The organism is Seonamhaeicola maritimus (assembly GCF_008056315.1).
Taxonomy (GTDB): domain Bacteria; phylum Bacteroidota; class Bacteroidia; order Flavobacteriales; family Flavobacteriaceae; genus Seonamhaeicola; species Seonamhaeicola maritimus.
This window is the reverse complement of sequence record NZ_VRKQ01000018.1, coordinates 288168-305543: the sequence shown is the minus strand read 5'-3', so window position 1 is coordinate 305543 and position 17376 is coordinate 288168. Positions and strand designations below refer to the sequence as shown.

14 protein-coding genes are annotated in these 17376 nt (G+C 34.6%); 3 read left to right on the top strand and 11 right to left on the bottom strand.

Translation table 11 applies throughout. From position 1 onward, the window contains the following. Positions 1 to 299: 299 nt before the first annotated feature. A complete protein-coding gene (locus tag FUA22_RS16240; RefSeq protein WP_147769641.1) occupies positions 300 to 1736 on the bottom strand; it encodes an MFS transporter in 1437 nt (478 codons plus the stop codon). Positions 1737 to 2027: 291 nt separating this feature from the next. Here FUA22_RS16240 and FUA22_RS16235 point away from each other — a divergent pair, with 291 nt between their 5' ends. Both FUA22_RS16235 and FUA22_RS16230 read left to right on the top strand, forming a co-directional pair. Next, positions 2028 to 2405 (top strand): DUF2750 domain-containing protein, encoded by a 378-nt coding sequence (locus FUA22_RS16235; RefSeq protein ID WP_170309952.1) that lies wholly within the window; start codon positions 2028 to 2030, stop codon positions 2403 to 2405. A gap of 153 nt (positions 2406 to 2558) precedes the next feature. After that, complete coding sequence (locus tag FUA22_RS16230; protein ID WP_147769639.1) at positions 2559 to 3143, top strand: SUKH-4 family immunity protein; 585 nt, start codon at positions 2559 to 2561, stop codon at positions 3141 to 3143. Between the two features lie 123 nt (positions 3144 to 3266). Here the strand turns inward: FUA22_RS16230 and FUA22_RS16225 are convergent, their stop codons facing one another. The 8 genes from FUA22_RS16225 to FUA22_RS16190 form a co-directional block, all read right to left on the bottom strand. Beyond that, complete coding sequence (locus tag FUA22_RS16225; protein WP_147769638.1) at positions 3267 to 3932, bottom strand: response regulator transcription factor; 666 nt, start codon at positions 3930 to 3932, stop codon at positions 3267 to 3269. Between the two features lie 51 nt (positions 3933 to 3983). Continuing rightward, positions 3984 to 4367 carry a RidA family protein gene (locus tag FUA22_RS16220; RefSeq protein ID WP_147769637.1) on the bottom strand — a complete coding sequence of 128 codons (384 nt, stop codon included), beginning with the start codon at positions 4365 to 4367 and terminating at the stop codon, positions 3984 to 3986. A gap of 5 nt (positions 4368 to 4372) precedes the next feature. Beyond that, positions 4373 to 6184: a sensor histidine kinase gene (locus FUA22_RS16215; protein WP_147769636.1), complete on the bottom strand. Its 1812-nt coding sequence runs from the start codon at positions 6182 to 6184 to the stop codon at positions 4373 to 4375. A gap of 15 nt (positions 6185 to 6199) precedes the next feature. Next, positions 6200 to 6784 carry a DUF4202 domain-containing protein gene (locus FUA22_RS16210; RefSeq protein ID WP_147769635.1) on the bottom strand — a complete coding sequence of 195 codons (585 nt, stop codon included), beginning with the start codon at positions 6782 to 6784 and terminating at the stop codon, positions 6200 to 6202. 11 nt (positions 6785 to 6795) lie between these two features. Then, positions 6796 to 7173 carry a nitrite reductase small subunit NirD gene (gene nirD / locus FUA22_RS16205; protein ID WP_147769634.1) on the bottom strand — a complete coding sequence of 126 codons (378 nt, stop codon included), beginning with the start codon at positions 7171 to 7173 and terminating at the stop codon, positions 6796 to 6798. Between the two features lie 96 nt (positions 7174 to 7269). Next, complete coding sequence (nirB, locus tag FUA22_RS16200; protein WP_147769633.1) at positions 7270 to 9789, bottom strand: nitrite reductase large subunit NirB; 2520 nt, start codon at positions 9787 to 9789, stop codon at positions 7270 to 7272. A gap of 165 nt (positions 9790 to 9954) precedes the next feature. Then, positions 9955 to 11010 (bottom strand): glycoside hydrolase family protein, encoded by a 1056-nt coding sequence (locus FUA22_RS16195; RefSeq protein ID WP_147769632.1) that lies wholly within the window; start codon positions 11008 to 11010, stop codon positions 9955 to 9957. A gap of 3 nt (positions 11011 to 11013) precedes the next feature. Next, positions 11014 to 13308, bottom strand: coding sequence for an FdhF/YdeP family oxidoreductase (locus FUA22_RS16190; protein WP_147769631.1), 2295 nt, complete (start codon positions 13306 to 13308; stop codon positions 11014 to 11016). A 290-nt stretch (positions 13309 to 13598) separates the two neighbouring features. On the opposite strand from FUA22_RS16190, the gene FUA22_RS16185 reads away from it, so the two are divergent. After that, on the top strand, positions 13599 to 14468 hold the full coding sequence (locus FUA22_RS16185; protein WP_147769630.1) for a hypothetical protein: 870 nt from the start codon (positions 13599 to 13601) through the stop codon (positions 14466 to 14468). Positions 14469 to 14543: 75 nt separating this feature from the next. Here FUA22_RS16185 and FUA22_RS16180 read toward each other — a convergent pair whose 3' ends face one another. Further along, the gene (locus tag FUA22_RS16180) at positions 14544 to 16760 is read right to left on the bottom strand and encodes a xanthine dehydrogenase family protein molybdopterin-binding subunit (protein WP_147769629.1); all 2217 of its coding nucleotides are present in this window, start codon (positions 16758 to 16760) and stop codon (positions 14544 to 14546) included. A 20-nt stretch (positions 16761 to 16780) separates the two neighbouring features. Next, on the bottom strand, positions 16781 to 17242 hold the full coding sequence (locus FUA22_RS16175) for a (2Fe-2S)-binding protein (protein ID WP_147769628.1): 462 nt from the start codon (positions 17240 to 17242) through the stop codon (positions 16781 to 16783). Positions 17243 to 17376 lie beyond the last annotated feature (134 nt).

Sequence of the window (17376 nt, the reverse complement as noted above, 5' to 3'; positions counted from 1 at the left end):
TTATAACAGCGTTTTACACGAATTAAATCAATAATTTTATACAAAACAAGAGTTGCGTTTCATTATTAGCAAACCCTTAAAAAAGCCTTTTTAAATCTTAAAATTGATAAAAATCGACTATTGAAATAAAGAATTTGGTTTTCCCCCTGTAATCAGGATTTACATACCCCTTTATTCTTTCTAGAGGTATTCAAAATTCTTTATTGTTATTCCCAATTTACCGAAATAACTCGGTAAATTTATTGGGAATAACCTTCTTAAAGAAAACCCCAAGCAAAAGCTCGAGGGGTACCTTTAATTTAACTTTTAACTTTTATAGGTTGAAGTTCTCCAACCTCTAAACTACCGGTAGTTGAAATAGGTGCATTAGCTTTTTCATCTTCCTTAGAAAACTTGATAGCTAAAGCAACTACACCAGTAACTACTACAACTAAACCAATCACAAAATATCCTTGAGATACCGCTGCAGATGATGCTGCAGATTGGGCAGCTTTTATAGCTTCTTCTCCTAAACCTTGATTAGCAGTTATTGCTGCTTTTTCGGCTAATGCCGATTTAGATTTTAGTAAAAGAGCCGCTAAAAATGCTCCTACATTACCTCCTGCTCCAACTATTCCTGAAACAGAACCAATGGCTTTTTTATTAATAAATGGCACTACTGAGAATGTTGCTCCCTCTGCCATTTGAACACTTAAACTAAATAGGATTAAGAAAACAAAACCAACAACAATACTGGTTGTAGTTGAGAAGGTTACCAACATAATTCCTTGAACACATAATATAAATGACAAGAATAACACACGACCTCTTAAACCCTTTAACCTCCCGAATCTATCTCCAAAGAAACCGCCTAATGTTCTGGCGAATATGTTCATTAATGCGAAGGACAATACAATGTTTCCAGCAGTTAATCGCTCTAACTGAAAGGTGTTCTGCAGATAGTCATCCATAGTTCCGTAAACCGTTAACTCAATACCGAAACTAGCAGCATATACCACAAACAAAATCCAAATTCTATAATCCTTTAATACAGCCAAAAAGCCAACTTCATCTTTCTTTTTCTCAATTTCAACACCGGCTTCTCTTAAATCTTTTAAATTACCCTGTGGTGTATCTTGTGTAAAGAAGTAGTATACAATCCCCATCAAGAAACAAACAATACCGGCAATCACCATAGAGTATCTCCATGCTTCTCCCTCTGCTACACCAAAACTAACTACAGCAGCAGCAATAATTGGCATTCCTAAACGGTTAGCACCACCACCTAGGTTACCCCATCCAGCAGATGTGGCGTTAGCAGTTCCAACTATATTAGAAGCAAACATTAAAGATGTATGTACTTGTGTAATTACAAATGATGCACCTATGAATCCTATAAATAAACGACAAACTAAAAACTGAGTTGGTGTTTGAACCAATCCGCATAAAATAACTGGAATAGCTCCCAACATTAATAGGAATGTATAACACATTCTTGGTCCGTACTTATCACAAAGTTTACCAATAAGTAAACGTGCAAATACAGTTCCTGTAACAGCTAAAATAATAGAGTTCCATTTTTGATCTGGAGTTAACCCAAGGTCTTTAACCACATCTGGCATAAACGGTACAATACCAAACCATGCAAAGAAACACATGAAGAATGATATAGCAGTAATCCAAAATGTACGTATTGAAACGTTTTTAAGGTTGAAAAGTGATAATTTTGTTGATTTTTGTGCTTGAATATTTATCATGACTACGTAATTTTACAATACAAAACTAAGTATTTTTACGTATTAATACGTAGTTTTTTTACGTAATTACCAATAAATATGAGATTGATAATTTAGGAAGTAGGATTTTGAAGATATGCTAAAACCACCCTTAAATTAGTGTTTATTTATAAGAATTAAGAAAAGGATAAAACTGATATGTAGTTGTTACTATGAAGTAGGATTGTAGGTATTTAATTATATTTGATGATGAACAAAATGAGGAACAAAGCCAATTGCATCTATCCATACGTTAGCTCTCATCAAACAAAAATGCACGATAAAAAACATCAAAATATAATTGAATTAAATAATGCTGAACGTTACGACTATTTAGTGCGCAAAGTTGCTGACTTTGAAACTATATTTTTGATTTACGGGAAATTTTGGCAAATAAGTACACCTAACATAAATGGAATTGAATGTATAATGGTTTTCCCTAAAAAAGATTTCGCACAAAGACATATAAAATTGGAAAAATCAAAATACGTAAAGAAAAAGAACTTATATAAATTCATTAATTGGTTGAGAAGAGATAAATCTGACGAATTAAATTTAGCTGTTTTTCTAAATCAAAAAAATGAGGCAAAAATTGTGAATTCATCTGAATTGAAAAATGACTTGCTGAAAGAGTGTAAACAGAATGAATAAAAAACAAGAGCTAACAATGTATAAAGTCAATTACGGTAGATTCGACTAAATCCGAATCCACTCGGAATTACGAGCGTCAATGTTTAGTCGAAAATTAGTAAATTTAAACCCGTAACTGACGGTTATAAAAGACCGTTAGGCACAAGCTGAAAAATGAAACCTAAGGAATTTAAAAACATATGGACTTTAGACGAGAACAATCTCAATCCAATCAGTCTGAAAAAACTTAATGGACTCGGGCTTTCAGAAAGCTCTATTGAATTTCTTGAAAAATCGGGATTACCAGATAGAGCTGCTCCTTTTCTATCTTTCACTAAAGATTCTAATGATGTTAATGATAGTGTTCAAAAATTGACAACTATTTATGACTTTTTAGAACCCGAATTTGAAAAGTACATAGTTATTGGCTCTTGTAATGACGGAGACCCAATTGTCATAAATACTGGAAATAATGACCGAATAGAATATCTGGACCACGAGGATTATTTCAGTTCGCAACCTTTTAATTCTGACCTTTCCGCTACCGGCAAATGTTTAATAGCTTATCGGGATTTTGTAAAAAGAGTGCAAATGGAAAATGGAGAAGATGCATTTCTCAACTCTGATTTTACAAATGGACAATTCGAAAAGCTAACGTTGGACTTAAAAAATGCTGATTCGGAAGTGATGGAAAGTGATGGATTTTGGCTTCAGCAGTTAGAAATGGACTTGGAATTAAGAAAAGATGCGAATAAATAAAAATAAATGCCAGTGCCTAACAATGGCTATTATGAAAAGCACTAGCCTATTCTTCAAAAGTTAATATTTATTATTTTCATTATCTCGTATAGATGGTTAATCAAAAGAACTGAGTTAAAACCCCTAAATCAACTGAAACTCCTTAGCCTTATCAGTCAATTCTTTAAGGTTAGAAACCTCTAATTTTTTCATCAAATTAAAACGATGTACCTCTGCTGTACGCTTGCTTATTTCAAGCTCCTCTGCAATATCTTTGTTGTTTTTTAACTCAAGAACTAAACTAAGTATTTGCTTTTCGCGTTTAGTCAGTTTAAAAGGTAGTTCTGAAAGTTCCTTTTTTGGAGCAACTGGAGCTGATGCATTCCCGCTAACAAAATTATTCATAATTATAGCAGATACATCACCAGAAAAATACTTTCCGCCAGATGCCACTTTATTTAATGCTTTTAAAAACTCTTCTTTACTGGCTCCTTTTAACAAATACCCATCTGCTCCTGCTTGGATTGATTTTACGACATATTCTTCTGAATCATGCATAGACAATACTAAAGTCCTAATACCTGCACCATTATCATTTAAAGTTTTTACCACTTCAATACCATTCATTTCTGGCATACGGATATCTACAATCAGCACATCGGGTTTGCTTCTTGCAATAACTTCCAAAGCCTCTTTTCCATCGGAGGCTTCATCAATTACCTCAACCCCATTCTGATCCTCTAAAAGTGCCTTTATACCATCCCTAACCAATTCATGGTCATCTGCCAGTACTACTTTAATTTTGTCCATAAAATATGTATTCAGATTACAAAAATAAGAAAATTAAGTATTTCTACGTAATTACTTATTTTTAAGTGCAGTCACTTCTATTTCAATCTTCATTTTGTTATTTGCTAAACCCGCAGATATCATAGTGGCGGCAGGTTTAACTTCACCTAAGTACTTTTTAAGTATTGGCCAACACTGTTCAAAATCTGATGGATTAGGCAACATATATGTAACTCTTACAATATCCGATAAACTAGCTTCTGCTTTTTCTAAAGTATCCTTAATATTAATAAGACATTGTTCGGTTTGCTCAATAATATCCTCACTAATGGTCATGGTGCTGTAATTATAGCCTGTAGTTCCTGAAACAAACACCCAATTATCTTGTACAACCGCTCTAGAATAGCCTATTTGCTCTTCAAAAGTAGAACCAGAGCTTATTAGTTTTTTTGCCATAACTTTTAATTTTTTAAAGGAATATTAAGTGTAACGCGAGTGCCTTTCCCTATTTCAGAATGTAAAAACAATCTACCATCGATATACTTAATACGCTCTCGCATAAAAGTCATACCCATACCTCCATCACCGTTTTTTACTTTTTTAACTTTACTAGGGTCAAATCCTTTACCATTATCATCAATTACAATACTTAGAATATCTTTACTACTGGATAGAGACACCAAAATATGAGTTGAGTCGGCATACTTAATGGCATTATTAATGGCTTCCTGAGTGATACGATAAATATTAATCTCTGATAAAGAATCTAATCTCCCATCAAAATCTGTCTTATTAAACAGTAATATTTCCTTTCCTGTTAGTCTAGCTAATTCCTGAGTAAGTTTAGTCAGGGCCGGTACAATTCCGTGATCCGCTAACTCAGGGGGCGTTAAATTAAATGTTGCGGTACGAACCCCTTTAATAATATTAGCCGTTAATTCTTTTAAATGCTCAATTTTTGAAGCAGTTTTTTCAATATCAGAAATATTAATGCTTTCTAAATTATATTTTAAACCTGTGAGCATTTGTCCGATACCATCATGCACATCTTTAGCAATACGGTTTTGTTCCTTTTCTTGGTTTTCTATAATCTTACTAGAAACAATTTTCTGCTGATCCATTTTCTCCTCAAAACTCGCCTTCGTCAATCGTTCAATTTCTAGCTGCCCTTCTTTTCTTTTGGTAATTTCAGAAGCAATAATTAAAAGTTCTGAGCGCTCATCAACAGGGTTAAATGGAATTAAAGCCATTTCTAACCATATATCAGACCCATTTTTGGTAGTAGCCTTAACTTCACCTTGCCAGCCGGTTTTCTTATTTTTTGAAATAAGATCATCTATTACTTCCTGTTCACTTTCATTAATAGATAGCATTCTAGAAAAGTTCACACCTTTATTAAATTTACTCAACTTAAATAGTTTCGAAAACTTATTACCCATGTGTAAAATGTCACCACTAGGACTTATACGTGCAAACAACAGTGTTTCATCCATAGCATGACTTAAAGCACGTAACTCCCTAATAGACTTCTCTTTAGCCTCACTTAAAACGTCAGCATTATAAGCCATTTCTTTGGCCTTTTTCTCAGCATAAATTAATTCTGAAATACTCTTTTTAACCGTTTTAGCTGTTGGCCAGAAAATAAATAAGAACTCCGCCGATAGTAACAGTAAAGTGAAAAACATTAAGAACATTTCTAACTTTCTTAACCAAGTCACCCTTTCTTCGGCTTCTAAATCGTATTGATTTACAATACCATCCATTTTAACCAAAAAATCTCCTTCACTTTGCTTGACTATATCAACTTCATTTATGAAATCTGAAACCTCAGAATTGTTCTCAATTTTTGAAATAATACTTTCTGAAGCTGATTTAATAGAATTAAAAGCAGGATTAATAGCATCAAACATTTTTGAAACAACAGGACTATTAGTCCCAGGCAAACCTAAACTATCACTACCTTTTTGGAGGGCATTATGTGAAGACACCCAAAGCGATAAGGTTTGCTTTAATTCACCTAATTCGGCCTTTCTGTTGTTTAGATTTTCTTCTGTAGAAAGCGATAAAATTTCTTTTGTGAGCTTTTGACTCAACATACGTTGCCTACCGGCAACATTTATAACACCAGAATCACTTTCTTGATCTTTTAAATGCTTCCTAATTAAAATCTGGCTAACAATAACAGACAGCGCAATAGCACTAAGCGCAATAATGTATAAACGCCGTAATCGTTCAAAAGTACTTTGGTCTAATGAATTACGATTGCTTGCCATTGCTTATTGCTATTATTACTGTATCGCTTGCTTTACCAGAGAAAGATTTTTATCTGAATAATTTAGTTTTAAAGCAGCTTCATGTCCTTTGTTAGACATTTTCTTCCAAGTCTTTTGTAGAATGTCAATCACTTTATCATCTGCATGTTTTGCCGCAAATTCTTCAAAATAGTAATCTAGAAAAACCAAACAAACTGTGTCTTCAAGCGTTTGAGACTCTTCGTTTTTCTTTATTAATTTTTTGCTAATTAGCTGAGATACTCTTTCAACATATTGATCATCATACCCTACTTGCTTTAGAATATCTGCAGTAAGTTCCGCATGCATTCTTTTTAGGGTTTCACGCCATTTCAAATAGCCCACTCTATCCATTGGGTACTCGTCTCTAGCTATTTTCCAACGGGAAATATGTTGTGCTCTTGCAGCAATTTGTAACGCCTTAGATGCATTAGGCTCAAATTGTAATAACTTACGCGTCATGCGTTGAGAATACAACAATTCTTTTGGGTAATCCATACCACTAACTTGGTATGTATTTATGTCTTCGGAGTTTAGTTTATCTATTAATGCAATTGCAGTTTCAAATCGTGTTGGTTTCATTACTTTTCATTTTAATCTGAAAAGCCAATATACACATTTCCGCCTTCAATTTTAACAGGATACGTAGCAATTTTATAATCTTCACCACCAAGATTAGAACCATCTTCTAAAGAGAAGTTTTTCTTATGCATTGGGCAAGCTACTTTTGGAATATCATCCTTGTCACCAATCATTCCCAATGCCAATACATTTTCCATTTTATGCGGACACATATTCTGGCAGGCATACCATTTTCCCGTTCTAGTAAAGTTATATACTGCAATTTGCTTGTCTTTATATTTTATGCAGGCCCCACTATTTTCTAAAAAATCAGAAACTTGGCCTACTTCAAACCATGTGGTAACATCGGCTTCTAAAACTGTTTGGTACTTACTTAGTATATCTTGCATCACTCTAAATTTTACTTTCTTAATTTTAATTTGGGCGTTCCCTTATTGGGTCGGGCTTTCCGCGTTACACGGTAACTAGCTCCAATACCTAACGCACTAAACCCAAGCTTTTGGCATTTTTTGCTCACGCATTGGCACAAACACAAGGTTATCATCTGTATCATCAGAATTCACAAAATGTTTGAAACGCTTAATCATTTCAGGGTTTTCAATAGCCTGTTTCCATTCACACTCATACTTATTAACCAACCCTTGCATTTCCTGTTCTAACTCTTCAGCTAAACCTAAAGAATCTTCAATCACCACTTGTTTTAAGTAATCAATACCACCTTCAAGTTTATCTAACCAAGGCGCAGTTCTTACTAAAGGACCTGCAGTACGTATGTAGTACATTAAAAATCTATCAAGATATTTAACAGCCGTTTCGTCGTCTAATTGTTCTGCCAATAAAACAGCATGTTTTGGTGTTGCTCCACCATTTCCACATACGTAAAGATTCCAACCACCATCAACTGCAATCAATCCAAAATCTTTCCCTCTGGCCTCAGCACATTCTCTAATACAACCAGAAACACCACCTTTTAATTTATGAGGAGAACGTAAACCTCTATATCTGTTTTCAATATCAATAGCAAAGGTTACACTTTCATGCATACCATATCTACACCATGTAGAACCTACACAACTTTTAACCGTACGTAATGATTTACCATAAGCGTGTCCACTTTCAAAACCAGCATCAATTAATTCTTTCCAAATCATTGGCAATTCATGAATCTGCGCGCCGAATAAATCAATACGCTGTCCACCGGTAATTTTTGTATATAAGTCATACTTTTTAGCAACTTCACCAATAACAATTAATTGGTCGGGAGTAATTTCACCACCAGCAACTCTTGGTACAACCGAGTACGTTCCGTTACGTTGAATGTTTGCCAAAAATCTATCATTCGTATCCTGAATTCCAGGTTGTTTATTAGGCGTTTCCATATGGATACTTGCAAAAATTGAAGCTATAAGTGGTTTACAAATTTCACAACCATGGCCTTCACCAAATAAGTTTAATGTTTCTTGATAGTCTTTTACTTTGTTAATTTTAATTAAATCGTATAATTCTTGACGATTAAAATCAAAGTGTTCACAGATAGTTTCTTTAACTTCCTTTCCTAATGATTTAAGTGATTCATTCACTAAATCAACCACCATGGGTTTACAACCACCACAACCAGTAGTTGCCTTGGTTTTAGCTATAACATCACCTAAATTATTGCAATCACCTTCAGTAATTGAGCAACAAATATCGCCTTTTGTTATACTCTCACAAGAACATACTTGAGCCGCATCTGGGATATCCATTACACTTCCAAATCCGCCTTCCCCATCGCCTCTAGAACCAATTAATAGTTCCTCCGCATCTTCAGGAATTGGTAATCCGTTCAAATATATTTGATGCAACATATTATAGTCTGATGCATCACCTACCAAGATTCCTCCTAATAACTTCTTGCCATCATGACTAACGTTAATACGCTTATATAAATCTTTCGTCTTATTTTCAAAAACAACAGAATATCCTTTTTCAACTGGCATAAACGGCTCACCATAACTAGCTACATCAACCCCAATTAATTTTAATTTAGTAGACATATCTATGTCTTCCGGCATGATTACATGAGAGTTACCTATTATTTGACTAACCGCAACCTCTGCCATGTCATAACCAGGGGCTACCAAACCATATATCATGTTATTATAAAGTGCAACTTCACCTATAGCATAAATCTCAGGATCCGAGGTTTGCATCTTGTTATTAACAACAATTCCGCCTCGGGTTCCCATTTTTAAATCACAGGTTTTTCCAAGCTCGTCACGAGGTCTAATTCCTGCTGAAACTACAAGCATTTCAACATCAATCTTGTCATACTCACCAAACTCCATTCCGGTGATAGCACCATCCCCTAGAATCTTATTTGTAGCTTTTGATAAATGAATATTGATGCCCATAGACTCTAACTTCTCTTGCAATACGTTACTCGACCTTCTATCTAATTGTCTTGGCATTAATTTAGGTGCAAACTCAACCACATGAGGTTCTAAGCCCATATCCATAACAGCTTTAGCAGCCTCTAACCCTAACAATCCACCACCTAAAACAGCAGCTTTAACTGTTTCATTTCTTCCTTTTTGAATCTCATCAGCATAAGCCAACATACCTTCAAGATCTTCAATGGTTCTATAAACAAAAACCCCTTTTTTCTCAATTCCATTAATATTAGGTACAAAAGGTGCGGAGCCAGTAGCTAGTACTAAATAATCATATTTATAGTGTAAATCTTTTGAAGTAGTGATTTTCTTTGAAGAACGATGAATATCAGTAATACGCTCATTACTTATTAATTCAATTCCATGCTCTTCATACCACTCACGTGGAGCCATTTCTAAAGCCTTCGCATCTTGATTATCGAAGAACTCACTTAAATGAACCCTATCATAAGCTGGTCTTGGTTCCTCACCAAATATGGTAATCTTAAAGTTTTTTGAATTCTCTTGAGCTACAAATTTTTCACAAAACTTATAACCTACCATACCATTACCTACAACAATGATTTTCTTCATATCTACGTATTTTAAACACAAAACTAAGTAATTATACGTAATTATATATGGGATATGCTTATGAAAAAACCATAACATTGAATTATTATAGATTTCTCAAATTGAAATATCAATATTTGCTTTATAAAAAAATATGGGGTTAGTTTTTATAGAAATCTTAAAAACTTAAGGAGTGAATTTTTCAACTGGTCTAACAATAATAATTCCTTGATCTGAGTTTGATTTTTTGGTCGCAGACACTAATAATGCTACTAATTCATTCTGTTTATTTAAATACACTTGCGGACGTTCAATCTTATCCAACAACAATGTTTTTCCGCCTTCCATTGGAGTGGGTTCATTTCTATGCCATAAAGGAATTTGAGAATACAAACTATAATCTATTCCGTTTTTTGATGTGTACAGCAATACAGATTTATCTATTCCTGTAACCTTTGCTTCCCAATCTGTACATATCACATTATATTGATTATTACTGTACCATACGGTTGGGTCCTCCAATTCAAAATCATTAGGCAGCCTATTCTTATTATCTCCAACAACATCGTACGGCCCCATAATATTTGGTGCTTTAAACGCTCTCATATATGCATCCCATCTACCATCTTTAGTGTCTTTTTTTGCTGGTTTAAATTTTCCTAAGGCATAAACACGCCCATCTTCATGCACCCATATAGATGGATTATTTGTTTTTATCAACGATTCCGAAAGTGCTTCCCAAGCGCCTTCAATAGAATCCGAAAATAAAAATCCGGTATGCCACTTTGGAATACCTAAATGATACAATAAAAACTTATTTCCAATTTTAATAATCTTTGGGTTATGAATGCCAGCAGTAGCCCAAGGGTGGTCTTCTGGTTTTATAACAACCTCTTCAAATTTGTACGGACCGAAAAGTGATTTTGAAGTAGCTCTAATCACATGGCTTTTCTTCCAAGCATCCCAACCATCAGCCTCTTTCCATCTGGAACAAAAAAGATGAAATGTATCATCAACTTGAATTACTGAAGGATCCCACAATGAATAGCCCTTCATTTCAAATACAGCTGTTTCAGGTACAGGCTTTAAGGCTTCAAGTAAAGGGTTAGAGTTCGTGTAATCAATTTTTAAATCACTGGAAAGCTTAGGCAGGTTATAATAATTAACATCAGATGTTTTCTGCTTACATGATACTACTATAAGTAAATACAGACTAACTATTGCTGTTTTAAATAATCTCAAATTTTATACTTTATCTACGGTTATTCTAATACTTTTTGAAGCTGGCGTTTTTGCAGTATGTGCATAACTATCCAAAGGTACTAAAACATTGGTCTCGGGGAAATAAGTAGCACAACAATTTTTCGGAATATCATAGCCAATAACTTTAAATTTATGTGCTTCTCTTACAACTCCATTATATTCAGATTTTAATCTCACTACTTGCTGTTCTTCAAGTCCTCGTTCTTTCATATCCTCCCTATTCATCATAATAATTCGGCGTTCATTGAAAATACCTCTATAACGGTCATCCAGTCCATAAATGGTGGTATTGAATTGATCATGACTTCTAATCGTCATCATAATTAATTCATCATCTTTCAATTTCCAGTCGGGTAGTTTATTTGTAGTAAAGTTAGCTTTTCCTGTTTTAGTTTTAAACTCTCTAATTCTAGCCCCATTCGGCAAGTAAAAACCTGATGGTTGCTTCAATTTCGTATTATAATCATTAAAACCATCAACCACTTCCTCTATATCATCTCTTACCAAACTATAGTCATCTTTATAAGCCAGCCAATTAATCTTGGATCGATCCTTCAGCGTTGCATTCGCAATGCCGCAAACTACTGCCACCTCACTAATTAAACTATCTGAACAAGGTTCTAAAACACCTTTTGTTGAAGACACAATTCCCATGGAATTCTCAACACTCTGTACTTGAACCCCTGTTTTTTGATAATCTTTTTCTGATCTTCCTAAACAAGGTAAAATAAGCGCTTCTTTACCCGTTACTAAATGTGAACGATTCAATTTAGTACTCACATGAACCGTTAAATTACAATTAGCCAATGCCTGTGCTGAATAATTAGTGTCTGGTACCGCTGATATAAAATTACCTCCTAAACCAAAAAACACCTTGGCTTCTTTCTTGTACATCCCTTCAATAGCTTCGATTACCGAATAACCGTGTTTAGTGGTTGGTTTGAAACCGTACTTATTTTCAATCTTATCTAAAAATGCTTTAGGCGCTGCTTCCCAAATACCCACTGTTCTATCTCCTTGAACATTTGAATGTCCACGGACCGGACAAGTTCCCGCACCTTCTTTACCAATACTTCCTTTGAGTAATAACAAATTAACCAGTTCACGAATATTATCAACAGCATTTTCGTGTTGAGTTAATCCCATTGCCCAACAAATTATAATCTTATTATTATTGAGTATTAAATCGAATACTTTGTCAAAGGTCTCTATTGAAACACCCGAAAGCCTCAGGCATTCATCAAAATTAAATGCTTTCAAATCTTTAACAAAAGCGTCATAGCCACTAGTATGTTCCTCAATAAATTGCTTATCAAAAACATGACCTTCTTGTTCTTCCTTCTCCAGTAATCTCAACAAAATTGCCTTAAAAAATGCCACGTCTCCATTAATGGTTACAGGTACAAACACATCTGTTAACTCTGTTCCTCCTGTTAACATTTTCAAAGGATTCTGAGGGTTGGTAAACTTCATAAAGCCAACTTCCTCCAAAGGATTAATAGCTATGATTTTACCACCATTCTTCTTACATTTCTCTAAAGCCACCAACATCCTAGGGTGATTAGTTCCTGGATTTTGACCAACAACCATAACCACTTCGGCCTTATATAAATCATCTAATGTCACAGAGCCTTTACCAATTCCTAATGTTTCAGATAAAGCTTTACCACTGGCCTCATGACACATATTAGAGCAATCTGGCAAATTAGCTGTTCCGTATTCTCTAACAAAAAGTTGATATAAAAAAGCAGCTTCGTTAGTTGTTCTTCCAGAGGTATAAAACACAGCTTCATCTGGAGAGTTTAAACCATTTAAATGTACTCCTACCTTATTAAAAGCATCATCCCAAGAAATGGGTTGATAATGTGTAGCTCCTTCAGGTAAAAACATTGGTTCTGCTAGTCTCCCTGACTTACCAATTTCAAAATCTGATAACTCTGCTAATTCATCTACAGAATTTTTTGCAAAAAAATCAGCTCCAATTATATTCTTTTGGGCTTCCTCTGCTATGGCTTTCATACCATTTTCACAATATTCACCTAAAATAGAACGATCATCATCAGGATCTGGCCATGCACAACCCGGACAATCAAAACCTCCCTTTTGGTTAATTTTAGTTGAAATTTTTAAAGCATCTATTGGTTTCATGTACTTAGAAACCATGCCAACAGCAGACTTTAAGGCACCAAAACCCACACTATTTTTAGGTGGTTTGGTAACTTTTAAATCTAAGAATACCTCTGGCGTTGCAGCCTTCTTTTGTGGTGTGTTGCTCATACACTTATACCTTAATTTAGACTCAAAGTGGCCAAAAATAATTTAATTTGAAGTTGAACACATATCTAATTTTAACCAATTAGTAATCTAAACCGTCAATAAACTTACTTAAAATTTATTTAAGGAGTTAAAATAGTTTATTTGTTTGAATTTAAAATTTGCCCTAAATCCAACTTTATTCAATTAGATAAACTAGTTTTGTCTACAGGCATGCCTGACGGTGACGCTGAAACAAGATCTAAAACACTTTCTGAAAGAATTGAATGTGAATAATTCTAAAAAAGTATCTAATGAAAAGAATCCTTATTAAAATTTTCATATTGCTTGTGATTATCTCTCCTAGTGATATTAATGCACAAGCTTTGGGTTATGATAATAATCGAATTGCATGTAGTGCAGATGGGAATGCTCAGCCAGATTTGGAATACACTGGCAGATGGAATTATGCTGATCCAGATGATTGGGGTGCTACACCGGCTACTCTAGCTATATTGGCAAAATTGAAACTTCAGAATAAATTAGTGCATTATTCATATAACAATTTTATGCCTTCGCCTCCCCACACAACAGTTAGAAATTATATGAAAGAAGGTGTTGATGGCTCCATAAAAAGATGGAATTTTAATAAAGACCTTTTCTTTAATGTAGGAACTCATAAAAGTGAAGCCATTAAGCATCTTAAAAATGAATTAGTAAAATCTACTGAGGAAAACCCCTTATATTTTATAAATATGGGACCATCAGAATTTCTTTATCAGGCTGTTAAGCTGGTTATAAATGAACGTAATGGAGAAGCATTATCTCATGTATATATTGTATCGCATAGTAATTATAACGATAATCATTTGAGGAGACCAAATCACCATACTATAGATCAGGTTATTGAACTTAGTGGAAATCGTTTAAAGTTTAAAAGAATAAAAGACCAAAACAACAAAAACAATCCAGATGAAGGTTGGAGTTCTTTGCATAATTGGAGTGTTTGGGATTGGTTAAAAAATCATAAAAATCCGGATATAGCTTGGATTTGGAAGTGCATGAAAAAGCACAAAGAATTTAGAGCTGATATTTCTGATGCTGGAATGGTTTATTACTTGCTTACTGGTGATGAAGACGGAAACCCGAGTAAATTTCAATCTTTTCTAGGAGATAAAATCTAAAACAAAAATAGTAACACACAAAAAAAGCGAGCCCTTAATATGCTCGCTTTTTTAATGCAATATGTCTTCTATTTACTAACCTACAACCTTTTCAGCTTGTAAATTATTCATATAGGGTTGTTTTGTTAAGCGTTGCCCAGTAGCTTTATAAATAGCATTGGCAACTGCAGCCCCTACTGGTGGTAAAGTTGGTTCTCCTAAACCGGTTGGAGCAATATCATTTTTAACAAAATGAACATCTACTTTTGGAGTTTGTCCCATTCTAATTAATTGATACGAATTAAAATTATTAGATTGAGGTTCACCATTATTAAACGTTAATTCTCCATACATGGTATGACCAATACCATCAATAACCCCTCCTTTAATCTGATTTTTAGCACCCAAAGGATTCACTACAATTCCACAGTCAACAGCACAAGTTACCTTTTTAACAACAGGCACACCATTAGTCATAACAATATCAGCAACTTCAGCAACATGGGTATTATGACAATAATAAACCGCTAACCCTTGGTAAACTTCAGCAATAGTGTTTCCATAATTAGATTTTTCTACTACCAGTTTTAAGACGCCTTGTAAGCGCTCAGGGCTATATTCAATTTTCGGGTCTGGATTACTTTTAGCCTTCTCTAACAAATCCATATGTAACTTAACACGGTCTACACCTAATTCTTCTGCTAACTCATCAAAAAAGCTTTGTTCAGCACTCGCTAAAAAATTGGTGTAGGGTGCTCTCCAAGCACCTGTGGTTATATTACTTTTATAATTAGCAGTATCTACCTGATAATTTTCTATAGCCGCGGCTGGAAAGAAATTAGGAATTAAACCATACATATTACCGTTTATAGCCGCCTCCTTTAAATGATAACCAGTTACTTTACCATCCTTTATTGAGGCTGCAATTCTATACTTTATAGCTGGTCTATAAACACCTGTAGACATATCATCTTCTCTGGAAGAAACCATTTTAACAGGCTTTTTAATAACATCAGCTATTTCAGCAACTTCGTACACAAAATCTCCATAAAGTCTTCTACCAAAACCACCACCCATTCTAGTAAGCTCCACGCTAATATCTTCTAAATCTCTACCTAACAAACCTGAGACCACTTTAGCCGCCTCCTCAGGAGTTTGTACCGGACCAACCAAACGCACTTTTTCAGGTGTTACACTAGCAAAAAAGTTCATAGGTTCCATGGTATTATGTGGTAAGAAAGGAGACTCATACGTACGATCCAAAATTTTATCGGCCTCAGCAAAAGCCTTTTTAATATCTCCATCCTTCCTTCTAGTTCTGAACTTATTCCCATCCAAAATCCCCATTAACTTTTCATCATGAAGCTCAGAATTTTCAACCTCTGAATCTTGTTTCCAAGTTGCTTTAAGCGCATTTTTTCCCTTTATAGCATCCCATGTGCTTTTGGCAATAACTACTACTTTATCACTTTGACTCAGTTTAGCAGTCCAACTAGTTCTTTCACCTTCAAAATATTTTCTTGTCTTCTCGCCAATTGTAATAACATCAATCACACCAGGAATTGTCAAGGCAGCAGTAGCATCATAAGTATCTAACACTTGTCCAAATGCGGGAGGCCTTAGCACAGAGGCATATACCATACCCTCTTCTTTATAATCTAAACCAAATAAAGGCTTACCGGTAATTATTTTATCAATATCTACATTAGCTGTTTCTTGCCCTATTATCGTAAAATTTTGAGGTTCTTTTAAAGTAACTTCCTCTGGAACTTCCAACTGCGCTGCTTCCAATACAACATCACCATACCCCAATGTTTCCCCATTTGCATTGGTAATCACACCTTGTTTTGCTGTACATGTTGAAGCTTCAACGTCCCATCTTGCTGCAGCAGCATTTACTAACATTTGTTTTGCCGTAGCTCCTGTCTGTCTAAGTGGCTCCCAATTTTGTCTTAGTGATTGACTTCCACCTGCAATTTGATTTTTATAATTCTCTGTATCTAAACCTGCTTGCACCACATAAACATCTTCCCAAAGCACATCCAATTCTTCAGCAATAAGCATAGGCATTGATGTTTTCACTCCTTGTCCTATCTCAGGGTTTGGGGCAAAAATGGTTACTTTGCCTTCTGGGGATATTTTAATAAAGGCATTAAAGTCGTTATAATTTAACTGACTTAAATCTATAGGCATTTTTGCCTCTTCCTTACATGCATTAAATAAGTTAAAACCTATTAGCATACCGCCACTAGCTAAAGCTGAGGTTTTTAAGAACGATCTTCTACTGAATGTGAATTTATCTGAAGTTGACATTGTTTTTCTTTTTAGGTTAGTTAACTTAATTTCTCAGCAGCTACTTTTATAGCTTCTTCAATACTATTATATGATGCACATCTACAGATATTTCCATTCATGGCATTTCTAATCTCTTCTCCCGTTGGATTAGGATTCTTTTCCAAGAATGCTGCAGCAGTCATTATTTGACCAGCCTGACAATATCCACATTGTGGCACATCAATGTCTTTCCATGCTTCTTGAACAGGGTGATCTCCATTTTCTGATAGGCCTTCAATAGTTGTAATTTTCATACCTTCGGCTTGAGACACCTGAAGTAAACAACTTCTCATCACATTACCATCAACATGTATGTTGCAGGCTCCACATTGCCCTATTCCGCAAGAATACTTGGTTCCTACAAGTTCTAATTGATCTCTTAAAACCCAAAGTAAAGGTGTATCCATATCGGCCTCTACAGTATGAGTTTGATTATTGATTTTTAAGTTGAAAGTTGGCATAATTCGAATTTTGCTTGAAGTTACTAAAAAATGTTTTTAATAAAAGCTCGAACTAATAAATTTAACAATGGGTTAACTAAACCTATTTTAGCTCTAAACATCCACATCTTACCAAAAAAAAACCATGTTAAATC

Coding starts and splice junctions, on each gene's coding strand:
- FUA22_RS16240 (WP_147769641.1), bottom strand. CDS start 1,736: ATGATAAATATTCAAGCACAAAAATCAACAAAATTATCACTTTTCAAC.
- FUA22_RS16235 (WP_170309952.1), top strand. CDS start 2,028: ATGCACGATAAAAAACATCAAAATATAATTGAATTAAATAATGCTGAA.
- FUA22_RS16230 (WP_147769639.1), top strand. CDS start 2,559: ATGAAACCTAAGGAATTTAAAAACATATGGACTTTAGACGAGAACAAT.
- FUA22_RS16225 (WP_147769638.1), bottom strand. CDS start 3,932: ATGGACAAAATTAAAGTAGTACTGGCAGATGACCATGAATTGGTTAGG.
- FUA22_RS16220 (WP_147769637.1), bottom strand. CDS start 4,367: ATGGCAAAAAAACTAATAAGCTCTGGTTCTACTTTTGAAGAGCAAATA.
- FUA22_RS16215 (WP_147769636.1), bottom strand. CDS start 6,184: ATGGCAAGCAATCGTAATTCATTAGACCAAAGTACTTTTGAACGATTA.
- FUA22_RS16210 (WP_147769635.1), bottom strand. CDS start 6,784: ATGAAACCAACACGATTTGAAACTGCAATTGCATTAATAGATAAACTA.
- nirD (WP_147769634.1), bottom strand. CDS start 7,173: ATGCAAGATATACTAAGTAAGTACCAAACAGTTTTAGAAGCCGATGTT.
- nirB (WP_147769633.1), bottom strand. CDS start 9,789: ATGAAGAAAATCATTGTTGTAGGTAATGGTATGGTAGGTTATAAGTTT.
- FUA22_RS16190 (WP_147769631.1), bottom strand. CDS start 13,308: ATGAGCAACACACCACAAAAGAAGGCTGCAACGCCAGAGGTATTCTTA.
- FUA22_RS16185 (WP_147769630.1), top strand. CDS start 13,599: ATGAAAAGAATCCTTATTAAAATTTTCATATTGCTTGTGATTATCTCT.
- FUA22_RS16180 (WP_147769629.1), bottom strand. CDS start 16,760: ATGTCAACTTCAGATAAATTCACATTCAGTAGAAGATCGTTCTTAAAA.
- FUA22_RS16175 (WP_147769628.1), bottom strand. CDS start 17,242: ATGCCAACTTTCAACTTAAAAATCAATAATCAAACTCATACTGTAGAG.